Annotated in this window: 12 protein-coding genes; 11 read left to right on the forward strand and 1 reads right to left on the reverse strand. The window is 72.1% G+C overall.

What is annotated here, in order from left to right; genetic code table 11:
• Window positions 1-163: 163 nt before the first annotated feature.
• Window positions 164-2,140 (forward strand): threonine--tRNA ligase, encoded by a 1,977-nt coding sequence (gene thrS / locus ABT092_RS06540; RefSeq protein ID WP_351240467.1) that lies wholly within the window; start codon window positions 164-166, stop codon window positions 2,138-2,140.
• Window positions 2,141-2,189: 49 nt separating this feature from the next.
• Entirely contained in the window at window positions 2,190-2,750 is a 561-nt protein-coding gene (locus ABT092_RS06545; RefSeq protein WP_351240469.1) for an HIT family protein, read from the forward strand.
• A 50-nt stretch (window positions 2,751-2,800) separates the two neighbouring features.
• Here ABT092_RS06545 and ABT092_RS06550 read toward each other — a convergent pair whose 3' ends face one another.
• Window positions 2,801-4,459 carry an AbeC-like domain-containing protein gene (locus tag ABT092_RS06550; RefSeq protein ID WP_351240471.1) on the reverse strand — a complete coding sequence of 553 codons (1,659 nt, stop codon included), beginning with the start codon at window positions 4,457-4,459 and terminating at the stop codon, window positions 2,801-2,803.
• A gap of 548 nt (window positions 4,460-5,007) precedes the next feature.
• On the opposite strand from ABT092_RS06550, the gene pgsA reads away from it, so the two are divergent.
• From pgsA to ruvA, 9 genes are all read left to right on the forward strand, one after another.
• Window positions 5,008-5,694 carry a phosphatidylinositol phosphate synthase gene (pgsA, locus tag ABT092_RS06555; RefSeq protein ID WP_351240473.1) on the forward strand — a complete coding sequence of 229 codons (687 nt, stop codon included), beginning with the start codon at window positions 5,008-5,010 and terminating at the stop codon, window positions 5,692-5,694.
• Entirely contained in the window at window positions 5,691-6,611 is a 921-nt protein-coding gene (locus tag ABT092_RS06560) for a phosphatidylinositol mannoside acyltransferase (RefSeq protein WP_351240475.1), read from the forward strand. Before pgsA ends, ABT092_RS06560 begins: the two co-directional genes overlap by 4 nt.
• Window positions 6,608-7,768: a glycosyltransferase family 4 protein gene (locus ABT092_RS06565; protein ID WP_351240477.1), complete on the forward strand. Its 1,161-nt coding sequence runs from the start codon at window positions 6,608-6,610 to the stop codon at window positions 7,766-7,768. Before ABT092_RS06560 ends, ABT092_RS06565 begins: the two co-directional genes overlap by 4 nt.
• Before the next feature lie 46 nt (window positions 7,769-7,814).
• Window positions 7,815-8,357, forward strand: a complete 543-nt coding sequence (locus tag ABT092_RS06570) for a LemA family protein (protein ID WP_351240479.1) — start codon at window positions 7,815-7,817, stop codon at window positions 8,355-8,357.
• Window positions 8,358-8,628: 271 nt separating this feature from the next.
• On the forward strand, window positions 8,629-9,477 hold the full coding sequence (pdxS, locus tag ABT092_RS06575) for a pyridoxal 5'-phosphate synthase lyase subunit PdxS (RefSeq protein WP_445402874.1): 849 nt from the start codon (window positions 8,629-8,631) through the stop codon (window positions 9,475-9,477).
• Window positions 9,478-9,564: 87 nt separating this feature from the next.
• On the forward strand, window positions 9,565-10,212 hold the full coding sequence (gene pdxT, locus ABT092_RS06580; protein WP_351240483.1) for a pyridoxal 5'-phosphate synthase glutaminase subunit PdxT: 648 nt from the start codon (window positions 9,565-9,567) through the stop codon (window positions 10,210-10,212).
• A 141-nt stretch (window positions 10,213-10,353) separates the two neighbouring features.
• Complete coding sequence (locus ABT092_RS06585; protein ID WP_351240485.1) at window positions 10,354-11,106, forward strand: YebC/PmpR family DNA-binding transcriptional regulator; 753 nt, start codon at window positions 10,354-10,356, stop codon at window positions 11,104-11,106.
• A gap of 170 nt (window positions 11,107-11,276) precedes the next feature.
• Entirely contained in the window at window positions 11,277-11,822 is a 546-nt protein-coding gene (gene ruvC, locus ABT092_RS06590) for a crossover junction endodeoxyribonuclease RuvC (protein ID WP_351240658.1), read from the forward strand.
• Complete coding sequence (gene ruvA / locus ABT092_RS06595) at window positions 11,819-12,430, forward strand: Holliday junction branch migration protein RuvA (RefSeq protein WP_351240487.1); 612 nt, start codon at window positions 11,819-11,821, stop codon at window positions 12,428-12,430. The genes ruvC and ruvA overlap by 4 nt, the downstream gene beginning before the upstream one ends.
• Window positions 12,431-12,448 lie beyond the last annotated feature (18 nt).

Here is a 12,448-nt window from a genome sequence, read left to right on the forward strand (position 1 = left end):
GCCCACCCGCGGGCGCCCCGGGACCCGGCGGGGGTCGGACCGCCGGGGCGTGCGCGGAGCGTCGCGGGCGGTAGCCGTTTCGCGAGGGGCGGCCCCGGCTCGGTACGATCCGGGGAGCGCCTCCCATCGACCGGAGCGCCCCACCTTCAGGCAGGAGAGACCGGTGTCAGACGTCCGTGTGATCATCCAACGCGATTCCGAGCGGGAAGAGCGCACGGTGACGACGGGCACCACCGCTGCCGAGCTCTTCCCGGGCGAGCGCGCGGTGGTCGCGGCCCGGGTGGACGGCGAGCTGAAGGACCTGGCGTACGCGGTGCGGGACGGCGAGTCCGTCGAGCCCGTCGACATCGCCTCCGAGGACGGCCTGGACATCCTGCGCCACTCCACCGCGCACGTCATGGCCCAGGCCGTGCAGGAGCTCTTCCCCGAGGCGAAGCTCGGCATCGGCCCGCCGGTGCGGGACGGCTTCTACTACGACTTCGACGTCGAGAAGCCGTTCACCCCCGAGGACCTCAAGGCCATCGAGAAGAAGATGCAGGAGATCCAGAAGCGGGGCCAGCGCTTCTCCCGCCGGGTGGTCAGCGACGAGGCGGCCCGCGAGGAGCTGGCGGACGAGCCGTACAAGCTGGAGCTCATCGGTCTGAAGGGCGCGGCCTCCCACGAGGACGGCGCGGACGTCGAGGTCGGCGCCGGCGAGCTGACGATCTACGACAACCTGGACGCCAAGACCGGCGACCTGTGCTGGAAGGACCTCTGCCGGGGCCCCCACCTGCCCACCACCCGGAACATCCCCGCGTTCAAGCTGATGCGCAACGCCGCCGCGTACTGGCGCGGCAGCGAGAAGAACCCGATGCTCCAGCGCATCTACGGCACCGCCTGGCCGTCCAAGGAGGAGCTCAAGGCACACCTCGACTTCCTCGCCGAGGCCGAGAAGCGTGACCACCGCAAGCTCGGCAACGAGCTGGACCTCTTCTCGATCCCCGAGCAGATCGGCTCCGGCCTCGCCGTCTTCCACCCCAAGGGCGGCATCGTCCGCCGGGTCATGGAGGACTACTCCCGGCGCCGCCACGAGGAGGAGGGGTACGAGTTCGTCTACACCCCGCACGCCACCAAGGGGAAGCTCTTCGAGACCTCCGGGCACCTCGACTGGTACGCCGACGGCATGTACCCGCCCATGCAGCTCGACGAGGGCGTGGACTACTACCTGAAGCCCATGAACTGCCCGATGCACAACCTGATCTTCGACGCGCGCGGGCGTTCCTACCGTGAGCTGCCGCTGCGCCTGTTCGAGTTCGGGACCGTGTACCGCTACGAGAAGTCCGGCGTCGTGCACGGTCTCACCCGGGCCCGCGGCTTCACCCAGGACGACGCGCACATCTACTGCACCAAGGAGCAGATGGCGGACGAGCTGGACTCGACCCTGACCTTCGTGCTGGGCCTGCTGCGCGACTACGGGCTCACCGACTTCTACCTGGAGCTCTCCACCAAGGACCCGGAGAAGTACGTCGGCTCCGACGAGGTGTGGGAGGAGGCCACCGAGACGCTGCGCAAGGTGGCGGAGAAGCAGGGGCTGCCGCTGGTCCCCGACCCGGGCGGCGCCGCCTTCTACGGGCCCAAGATCTCGGTACAGGCCAAGGACGCCATCGGCCGTACCTGGCAGATGTCGACGGTGCAGCTCGACTTCAACCTGCCCGAGCGCTTCGACCTGGAGTACACCGGCCCCGACGGGTCCAAGCAGCGTCCGGTCATGATCCACCGGGCCCTGTTCGGCTCGATCGAGCGGTTCTTCGCGGTGCTCCTGGAGCACTACGCGGGCGCCTTCCCGGCGTGGCTCGCGCCGGTGCAGGCCACCGGCATCCCGATCGGGGACGCACACGTGCCGTACCTGGAGGACTTCGCCCGGCAGGCCCGTCGCCGGGGGCTGCGCGTGGAGGTCGACTCCTCCTCGGACCGGATGCAGAAGAAGATCCGCAACGCGCAGCGGCAGAAGGTGCCGTTCATGATCATCGCGGGCGACGAGGACATGGCCAACGGTGCGGTGTCCTTCCGCTACCGCGACGGCTCCCAGGAGAACGGCATCCCGGTGGCCGATGCCCTGGCCAAGATCGAACAGGTCGTCGCGGACCGCACCCAGGTCTGATCGACGTCCGGCCCACGGCCCCCGGGAGGATCACCCTCCCGGGGGTCTTATGCTGCACAGCATGACGACGAGTGAGCCGGAGCAGCAGATCGGAGTGGGCGTCCCCGACGCGTTCCAGCGGCTGTGGACCCCCCACCGGATGGCGTACATCCAGGGAGAGAACAAGCCGACCGGCCCCGGAGTGGACGACGGTTGTCCGTTCTGCACCATCCCGACGAAATCGGACGAGGACGGGCTGATCATCGCCCGGGGCGAGCTGGTCTACGCGGTGCTGAACCTGTACCCGTACACCGGCGGCCACGCGATGGCCGTGCCCTACCGGCACGTCGCCGACTACACCGAGTTGGACCGGGGCGAGACGCTGGAACTCGCGGACTTCACCCAGCGGCTGATGACGGCCCTGAGGGCGGCCTCCGGGGCGCACGGCTTCAACATCGGCATGAACCAGGGGACCGTGGCCGGTGCGGGCATCGCCGCCCACCTGCACCAGCACGTGGTGCCCCGCTGGGGCGGCGACACCAACTTCATGCCCGTCGTCGGTCACACCAAGGTGATGCCCCAACTCCTCGCCGACACCCGGGCCCTCCTGGCGGACGCCTGGCCCGCCTGAGCCGGCCCGGCCGCCGTTCCCCGTGCACCGGGGAACGGTCCGGCCCGGGGTCAGGCGTCGTAGAGGTCGGCCTTGCGCGGAGCGGCGTCCTGCACGGCACCGGAGAGCGAGGACGAGCGGGACCCGAACGAAGTGGTGTCGACGCCGTTCTCCTCCAGGACCTTCAACGCCGCCTTGTGCACCACCCGCAGCACCGGGGTGGCCGCGCGCAGCGCGTCGTCGGCCATGAAGCGGTGCCGCCACGGCGCCGCCGCCCAGGCGTGCCGCAGTCCGAAGGGCTCCGGCAGCGACAGCTTGCCGCCGAGCCAGTCCAGCAGCGGCGGGTACCAGGTGAACGGGGCCCGTACGGCCAACCGCACCACCTCGTCCGACTCGATCAACGGCAGGGTCACCGTCCGGCTCTCCCAGAACCTGATCGCCTTCGACACGGACTTCGTCCGCGGTGACGACTTGGTGGTGAACAGCCCGTGCACCGGTCCCAGGGCGTACCCGGTGACCTCGATGCGCAGGGTCTCGTGGAGCACGGTCACGGTGATCATCATCGTGATCACCAACTGGCCGTCCCAGAGCACGAACTGCACGCCCAGGTAGTGCCGGTCACCGCTGCCGAACTGCTGCTCGTTGCAGATCCGCTGTATCTCGTGCTGCTTGATCTGGTACGCGTCCACGTCCGAACCGCTGGGCCGGGACACGCCCTTGGCGCCCTCGCCGACCGGGGTCACGATCCAGTGGCGTATGGACGGGGTCGGGAAGCCGCCGGTGTGCAGGGGACCGCGGGTCAGCATCCTCAGCTGGTCGTGGATCGCCCGGATGACGTCCCAGCTGCGGAAGGGATGGATCTCCTTGCCCGGCTCGCGGGACACCAACTCCTCCGCGAGCTGCCAACTGCCCCAACGGGTGCCCATGCCGAGGATGCCCTTGGGCCCCGCATAGAAGATGGAATTGGACTGCTGCTCGGCGCCGAGCCTGGCCAACCCCTGCCGCAGCGCCTCGGCCGCGCCCTGGCCCGGGTGGGTGGGCACCGACTCGGGGACCTTCGCCCCGACCCCGCCCCCGGACAGCAGACCGTCCCAGCGGGCGCGCAGGTCGTGCGCGGTGCGCTCGCAGATCCGCTTGGCCCACACCCAGCCGATGACCGGGACCACGATCGCGGCCCGCGCGTACCAGGGCCAGAAGCCGGTGAACGGCAGCCGCAGCAGCAGGAGGGCGGCGAACAGGCACACCCCGACCAGCAGGGCGGTGCTCAGGGTCGAGGCCCGCTTGTCGCCGGCCCCGTTGGCCCACTTGCGCAGTTGGAACACCAACAGCCAACCGAGCAGGCCCGGCAGGAACACCAGTCCGCACAGCGCCATGATCGCGGTCAGCCAACTGTCGCGGTGCTTGCGGATGCGGGCCGCCGCGAGGGCGTGCTCCACCACCGACTGCGGATCGATCCCGAAGGACTGGATGAGCGGTGCGCGCCCACCACCGAGCATCCGCACCTGGATCGCCCGGGAGAACGCCTCGCCGAGGTTCGGGGTGAACAGGGTGGCCCACTTGCGGCCCCCGCTGATGCCGGACTGGTACCAGTCGTTATCGGCCTGTTTGATGTCCTCCAACGGGCCGTCCCGGTACGCGGCCGAGGCGAGCGCCGTGGTGGCCGCGGTCTGCCCCGACGAGCCCGAGAGCGGAACCTGAGCCCCCGGAGTGAAATCGAAACCGTCCGCCACCGCGGAACCCCCTCCTTCGCCGCGTTGTCGCTGCTGCGGCTTCCCGACTTGCCTACCCCGCACGCCTGTTGATCAGGCCGACGAGCGGAGCGGGCGTCCCGTCCGTCGCGGTCGCGGTAGGTGACGCACACCGCGACCCGATCAGGACTCAGCGTATCCGCCGGGGTGCGCATCCGTCAGGGGACGGGAAAAGGCCACCCGGTGCGGGGAGCGGACAGCCGTGCCGACACGCCCCGGCCCGCGCCGGCGCACGCGTACGGACGCCCAGCTCGGACCCCGTTCCGCACGCTCGGCCCGGCATCCGGGACGCCCGTCCGGGGGCGCGCGCCCCCGGACGGCCCGAGGGGGCCGCGGCGCAGGGAGCCGGCTCCGGCAAGGCCCGCGGCGCCCCCGGACCGCCCCCGCCACCCCTCCTCCTGCACGTCCATCCGCCGGACGCGGCGTCCGGGGCGCACGGTGCCCCGGGGGAGCATCGGGCCGAGCGTGGCTACCATGGGCCAGCCGGTGGTCATCAGGGCCGCCCGATCCACCGAACATCCGGGAAGGCCATGCTGAACAAGTACGCGCGTGCATTCTTCACGCGTGTCCTCACGCCGTTCGCCGCGTTTCTGATCCGCCGCGGGGTGAGCCCCGACACGGTCACCCTGATCGGAACCGCCGGAGTGGTGGTCGGCGCGCTGGCCTTCTTCCCCCGGGGCGAGTTCTTCTGGGGCACCATCGTCATCACCCTGTTCGTCTTCTCGGACCTGGTGGACGGCAACATGGCCCGTCAGCTCGGTCGTTCCAGCCGCTGGGGAGCCTTCCTCGACTCGACCCTGGACCGGGTCGCCGACGGGGCGATCTTCGGCGGGTTCGCCCTCTGGTACGCGGGGCAGGGCGACAACGACGTCCTGTGCGCGGTGTCGATCTTCTGTCTGGCCAGTGGCCAGGTCGTCTCCTACACCAAGGCCCGCGGCGAGTCCATCGGTCTGCCGGTCGCCGTCAACGGCCTCGTCGAGCGGGCCGAACGGCTCGTGGTCTCGCTGGTGGCCGCCGGCCTCGCCGGACTGCACGCCTTCGGCGTCCCCGGCATCGACGTCCTGCTGCCCGTCGCCCTGTGGATCGTCGCCCTGGGCAGTCTCGTCACGCTCGTCCAGCGGGTGGTCACCGTCCGTCGCGAGGCCGCCGAGGCCGATGCCGGCCAGCCGCGCCCGCCCAGCGGGCGGGGCGCCCTCGGCGGTGAGAACGCCGGATGAGCTTCGGCGACCGCCTCAGCGACGCCCTGTACGGCACCGGGTGGGCCACCGTGAAGCGACTGCCGGAACCGGTGGCCACCCGCCTCGGCCGCACCCTCGCCGACCTGGCGTGGCGGCGACGGGGTCCTGCGGTGCTGCGGCTGGAGGCCAATCTGGCCCGTGTGGTGCCGGACGCCGGCCCCGAACGGCTGGCCGAGTTGTCCCGCGCCGGCATGCGGTCCTACCTGCGCTACTGGATGGAGTCCTTCCGGCTGCCCACCTGGAGCGAGCAGCGGGTGAGCGCCGGATGCGCGATAGCGGACATCCACCGCGTCACCGACGCCCTCGCCGCCGGCCGGGGCGTCGTCCTGGCCCTGCCGCACCTCGCCAACTGGGACCTCGCCGGGGCGTGGGTCACCACCGCGCTGAAGACCCCGTTCACCACCGTCGCCGAGCGCCTCAAGCCGGAGACCCTGTACGACCGCTTCGTCGCCTACCGCGAGGGCCTCGGCATGGAGGTGCTCCCGCACGACGGCGGTGCCGCCTTCGGCGTCCTCGCCCGACGGCTGCGCGCCGGCGGCCTGGTCTGCCTGGTCGCCGACCGCGACCTGTCCGCCGCCGGCATCGAGGTCGACTTCTTCGGCGAGACGGCCCGGATGCCCGCCGGGCCGGCGCTGCTCGCCCAGCAGACCGGCGCCCTGCTGATGCCGGCGACCCTCTGGTACGGCGACACGACGATGCACGGCCGGGTCCACCCGCCCGTCGAGGTGCCCGTGTCAGGCACCCGCGCCGAGAAGACGTCCGTCATGACACAGGCCCTGGCGGACGCCTTCGCCTCGGGCATCGCCGACCATCCGGAGGACTGGCACATGCTCCAGCGGCTGTGGCTCGCGGACCTCGCCCCCGCAGTCCGCGCACCCGGGGGAGGGACGGCATGAGGATCGGCATCGTCTGCCCGTACTCCTGGGACGTCCCCGGTGGCGTGCAGTTCCACATCCGGGACCTCGCCGAGCACCTGATCGGGCTCGGCCACCAGGTGTCCGTCCTGGCGCCCGCCGACGACGACACCCCGCTGCCGCCGTACGTGGTCTCCGCCGGCCGCGCGGTTCCCGTTCCGTACAACGGCTCGGTGGCCCGCCTGAACTTCGGCTTCCTCTCCGCCGCCCGGGTCCGCCGCTGGCTGCACGAGGGCACCTTCGACGTCATCCACATCCACGAACCCGCCTCGCCCTCGCTCGGCCTGCTGACCTGCTGGGCCGCCCAGGGGCCCATCGTGGCGACCTTCCACACCTCCAACCCGCGCTCCCGGGCCATGATCGCCGCCTACGCCATCCTCCAGGCGGCCCTGGAGAAGATCAGCGCCCGCATCGCGGTCAGCGAGTACGCCCGCCGGACCCTGGTCGAGCACCTGGGGGGCGACGCGGTCGTCATCCCCAACGGCGTCGACGTCGACTTCTTCGCCCGGGCCGAGCCCCGCCCCGAGTGGCAGGGCGACACCCTCGGCTTCATCGGACGGATCGACGAGCCCCGCAAGGGCCTCCCGGTGCTGATGCGGGCGCTGCCGCGGATCTTCGCCGAGCGGCCGGACGCCCGACTGTTGATCGCCGGCCGGGGGGACACCGAGGAGGCCCTCGCCCCGCTGCCCGCCGAATTCCGCTCCCGGGTCGAGTTCCTCGGCATGGTCAGCGACGAGGAGAAGGCCCGACTGCTGCGCAGCGTCGACCTGTACGTGGCGCCCAACACCGGCGGCGAGAGCTTCGGGATCATCCTGGTCGAGGCCATGTCCGCCGGTGCGCCGGTGCTCGCCTCGGACCTCGACGCGTTCGCCCAGGTGCTGGACCACGGCAGCGCCGGCGAGCTCTTCGCCAACGAGGACGCCGAGGCCCTCGCCGACGCCGCGGTGCGCCTGTTGGGCGACCCGGACCGGCGCACGGAACTGCGGGAGCACGGCAGCAAGCACGTGCGCCAGTTCGACTGGTCCACCGTGGGCGCGGACATCCTGTCCGTGTACGAGACGGTCACCGCGGGCGCCGCGGCCGTCGCCGCCGACGAACGGGCCACCGGGCTGCGCGCCCGCTTCGGCATCGGGAGCTGAGGACGGGCCGTCCGGTGGCCGGCCACCGGACGGCTAGCCTTCCCCCGTGACCTCGACATTCATCTGGATCGCGGTGGCCCTGTTGGTCATCGGCCTCTACCTCAGCTGGACCGCGGGCCGACTGGACCGGCTGCACACCCGCATCGACGCCGCCCGCGCCGCCCTCGACGCCGAACTGCTGCGCCGGGCCTCCGTCGCCCAGGAACTCGCGACCTCGGGGGTCCTGGACCCGGCGGCCTCCATCGTCCTGTACGAGGCGGCCCACGCGGCCCGGCAGGCGGAGGAGGAGCAGCGCGAGGTCGCCGAGAGCGAGTTGAGCCAGGCGCTGCGGGCGGTCTTCGGCGAGGCCCCGCAGGTGGAGGCGGTCCGCGAGGCGCCGGGCGGCGAGGAGGCCGCCGGCGAACTGGCCCGGGCGGTGCGCCGGGTGCCGATGGCCCGGCGGTTCCACAACGACGCCGTCCGGGCCGCCCGGGCACTGCGCCGGCACCGCAAGGTCCGCTGGTTCCGCCTCGCCGGCCACGCACCCTTCCCGCTGGCGTTCGAGATGGACGACCAGCCACCGACCGCCTTGGCCGACCGCGCCGCCTGAGCGCGGCCGGGTGCGGTGGGGCCACCACGGGCACCGGAGGTGTCCACCGGGCCCCTGAGCGGGGGAAAACGATCCACCGGCTCCCCATTGGCCCTTGCCGCTCGACGAGCCCGGGAGGTTTCCTCGGGGCAGCAGAACTCCACCCCCCGAGACTCCTGGCGAGTCTTCCGAGCCCTTCCGAGCGAGGTCCTCCGTGTCCAGCACGCTTGCCCCCACCGACCAGGCCGCCCAGGCCGACCCCGCCACCGGTACCGCGCGCGTGAAGCGCGGCATGGCAGAGCAGCTCAAGGGCGGTGTGATCATGGACGTCGTCACCCCGGAGCAGGCGAAGATCGCCGAGGACGCGGGTGCCGTCGCCGTCATGGCCCTGGAGCGGGTTCCCGCCGACATCCGCAAGGACGGCGGCGTGGCCCGGATGTCCGACCCGGACATGATCGAGGGCATCATCAACGCCGTCTCCATCCCCGTGATGGCCAAGTCCCGCATCGGCCACTTCGTCGAGGCGCAGGTCCTCCAGGCGCTCGGGGTCGACTACATCGACGAGTCCGAGGTGCTGACCCCCGCCGACGAGGTCAACCACTCGGACAAGTTCGCCTTCACCACCCCGTTCGTCTGCGGGGCCACCAACCTGGGCGAGGCGCTGCGCCGGATCGCCGAGGGCGCGGCGATGATCCGCTCCAAGGGCGAGGCGGGCACCGGCAACGTGGTCGAGGCCGTGCGCCACCTGCGGCAGATCAAGAACGAGATCGCGCGCCTGCGCGGCTACGACAACAACGAGCTGTACGCCGCCGCCAAGGACCTGCGGGCGCCCTACGAGCTGGTCAAGGAGGTCGCCGAGCTGGGCAAGCTCCCGGTGGTGCTGTTCTCCGCCGGCGGCGTCGCCACCCCCGCGGACGCCGCGCTGATGCGCCAGCTCGGTGCCGAGGGCGTCTTCGTCGGCTCGGGCATCTTCAAGTCCGGTGACCCCGCCAAGCGGGCCGCCGCCATCGTCCGCGCCACCACCTTCTACGACGACCCGAAGGTCATCGCCGACGCCTCCCGCAACCTGGGCGAGGCCATGGTGGGCATCAACTGCGACACCCTCCCCGAGACCGAGCGGTACGCCAACCGCGGTTGGTGACCGCGCGTCCCGACCCCCGGGGTACGGCGTCCCTGCGGCGCCGTACCCCGTACCCGCACCGAGCAGTGAGGCACAGGGCACCCCGCCATGACCACCCCCTCCGCACCCCCCGTCGTCCCCGCCGCACCGGTGGCGGACGGACCCGCGCCCGTGATCGGGGTGCTCGCCCTCCAGGGCGACGTGCGCGAACACCTGGCCGCCCTGGACGCGGCCGGGGCCACGGCCCGCCAGGTCCGCCGTCCCGAGGAGCTCTCCCGGGTGGACGCCCTGGTCATCCCGGGCGGCGAATCCACCACCATCTCCAAACTCGCGGTCCTCTTCGGCCTGATGGAACCCCTGCGGGCCCGGGTCGCCGCCGGCATGCCCGTCTACGGGACCTGCGCGGGGCTGATCCTGCTGGCCGGCCGGATCCTCGACCCGCGCTCCGGCCAACAGACCGTGGGCGGCATCGACATGGTGGTGCGGCGCAACGCGTTCGGCCGTCAGAACGAGTCCTTCGAAGCCGCGGTGACCGTCGAGGGGATCACCGGTGCACCGGTGGAGGGGGTCTTCATCCGGGCGCCCTGGGTGGAGTCCGTCGGCCCCGGGGTCGAGGTGCTGGCCACCCACGGGGGCCATGTCGTCGCCGTCCGGCAGGGGAACGCGCTCGCCACCTCCTTCCACCCCGAGCTGACCGGCGACCACCGGGTGCACGCCCACTTCGTGGCGATGGCACGGGCCGCCCTCGCGGCCTGAGACGGCGGCGTCCGGGACGTGTTGGAACGTCGCGGAAGACGCCCCGGGGAGTCTTCCCCGCGGACGGAACGGCGGGCCGCGCGATCCTTGTAGGATCGCTGGCGTTCGTAAAGAGATGGGTTACGCGAAGGAGACAGGCAGATGTCCGGCCACTCTAAATGGGCCACGACGAAGCACAAGAAGGCCGTGATCGACGCCAAGCGCGGCAAGCTCTTCGCGAAGCTGATCAAGAACGTCGAGGTCGCGGCCCGCCTCGGCGGCGTCGACCTCGACGGCAACCCGACGCTGTACGACGCCGTGCAGAAGGCCAAGAAGCAGTCGGTGCCGAACAAGAACATCGACTCGGCGATCAAGCGCGGCGGTGGTCTCGAAGCCGGTGGCGCCGACTACGAGACGATCATGTACGAGGGCTACGGACCCAACGGCGTGGCCGTCCTCATCGAGTGCCTCACCGACAACCGCAACCGCGCCGCCTCCGACGTGCGCGTGGCGATGACCCGCAACGGCGGCTCGATGGCCGACCCGGGCTCGGTGTCGTACCTGTTCAACCGCAAGGGCGTGGTGATCGTCCCCAAGGGCGAGCTGACCGAGGACGACGTCCTGGGCGCGGTCCTCGACGCGGGTGCCGAAGAGGTCAACGACCTCGGCGAGTCCTTCGAGGTGCTGAGCGAGGCGTCCGACCTGGTCGCCGTGCGCACCGCCCTCCAGGACGCCGGCATCGACTACGACTCCGCCGAGGCCAACTTCGTCCCGACCATGCAGGTCGAGCTGGACGAGGAGGGCGCCCGCAAGATCTTCAAGCTGATCGACGCCCTGGAGGACAGCGACGACGTGCAGAACGTCTTCGCCAACTTCGACGTCTCCGACGACGTCATGGCGAAGATCGACGCCTGACGCGTGCCGGACGGGCGCGCGAGCCCGCTCGTCGACGGGCCGCTGGGGGAGCACCCCGCCGGCCCGTCGACGCGTTCGCCCCGGGGAGCCGCCGCACGCGTCGCGGTCCACGATTGTCAGCGGCCCCCGATAGCCTGCCTGAACACATGATCGACGGAAGGCGGTACGGCGTGCGCGTACTGGGGGTGGACCCCGGGCTGACCCGGTGCGGCGTCGGGGTCGTCGAGGGCGTCGCCGGCCGCCCGCTCGCCATGATCGGCGTGGGCGTCATCCGCACCCCCGCCGACGCGGACCTCGGTCACCGCCTGGTCGCCGTCGAGGAGGGCGTGGAGCGGTGGCTGGACGAGCACCGTCCCGCGTACGTCGCGGTCGAGCGGGTCTTCAGCCAGCACAACGTCAGCACCGTCATGGGCACCGCCCAGGCCAGCGCCGTCGCGGTGCTCTGCGCCGCCCGCCGCGGACTGCCGGTCGCCCTGCACACCCCCAGCGAGGTCAAGGCCGCCGTCACCGGCAGCGGGCGGGCCGACAAGGCGCAGGTCGGAGCCATGGTCACCCGCATCCTCCGGCTCGCCGCCCCGCCCAAGCCCGCCGACGCCGCCGACGCCCTCGCCCTCGCCATCTGCCACATCTGGCGCGCCCCTGCCGCGAACCGCCTCCAGCAGGCCCACGAGGCCGCCCGCCGCGCCCACGCCCTCGCACGGAAGGTCAACCGATGATCGCTTTCGTCAGCGGCCCGATCGCCGCCCTCAACCCTGATGGGGCCGTCGTCGAGGTCGGCGGCGTGGGGATCGCCGTCCAGTGCGCGCCGGCCACCCTCGCCGCGCTGCGGGTGGGCCAGCCCGCGCGGATCGCGACCTCGCTGGTGGTCCGCGAGGACTCGCTGACGCTCTACGGCTTCGCCGACGACGACGAACGGCAGACCTTCGAACTGCTCCAGACCGCGAGCGGGGTCGGTCCCCGACTCGCCCAGGCGATGCTCGCGGTGCACAGCCCCGACGCGCTGCGCCAGGCGGTTGCCGCGGCGGACGAGAAGGCGCTCACCGCGGTCCCGGGCATCGGGAAGAAGGGCGCGCAGAAGCTGTTGATCGAGCTCAAGGACCGGCTGGGCGCACCCGTCGGCACCGGGGCCCGGCCGCCGGCCGCCGGTGTCGCACCCGGCTGGCGCGACCAACTCCACACCGCCCTCATCGGCCTGGGCTACGCCACCCGGGAGGCCGACGCGGCCGTGGAGGCCGTGACCCCGCAGGCCGAGGCCGCCGAGGGCGTCCCCCCGGTGGGTCAACTCCTCAAGGCCGCCCTCCAGACCCTGAACCGGGCGCGCTGAGCGCTGCCCGCGCCGGCC

This window comes from Streptomyces sp. NPDC002490 (genome assembly GCF_040296045.1).
Taxonomy (GTDB): domain Bacteria; phylum Actinomycetota; class Actinomycetes; order Streptomycetales; family Streptomycetaceae; genus Streptomyces.

Excerpts from the sequence above, each read along its gene's own strand:
- ABT092_RS06545 (WP_351240469.1), top strand. The coding sequence starts at position 2,190 with ATGCTGCACAGCATGACGACGAGTGAGCCGGAGCAGCAGATCGGAGTG.
- pgsA (WP_351240473.1), top strand. The coding sequence starts at position 5,008 with ATGCTGAACAAGTACGCGCGTGCATTCTTCACGCGTGTCCTCACGCCG.
- ABT092_RS06560 (WP_351240475.1), top strand. The coding sequence starts at position 5,691 with ATGAGCTTCGGCGACCGCCTCAGCGACGCCCTGTACGGCACCGGGTGG.
- ABT092_RS06565 (WP_351240477.1), top strand. The coding sequence starts at position 6,608 with ATGAGGATCGGCATCGTCTGCCCGTACTCCTGGGACGTCCCCGGTGGC.
- pdxS (WP_445402874.1), top strand. The coding sequence starts at position 8,629 with ATGGCAGAGCAGCTCAAGGGCGGTGTGATCATGGACGTCGTCACCCCG.
- pdxT (WP_351240483.1), top strand. The coding sequence starts at position 9,565 with ATGACCACCCCCTCCGCACCCCCCGTCGTCCCCGCCGCACCGGTGGCG.
- ABT092_RS06585 (WP_351240485.1), top strand. The coding sequence starts at position 10,354 with ATGTCCGGCCACTCTAAATGGGCCACGACGAAGCACAAGAAGGCCGTG.
- ruvA (WP_351240487.1), top strand. The coding sequence starts at position 11,819 with ATGATCGCTTTCGTCAGCGGCCCGATCGCCGCCCTCAACCCTGATGGG.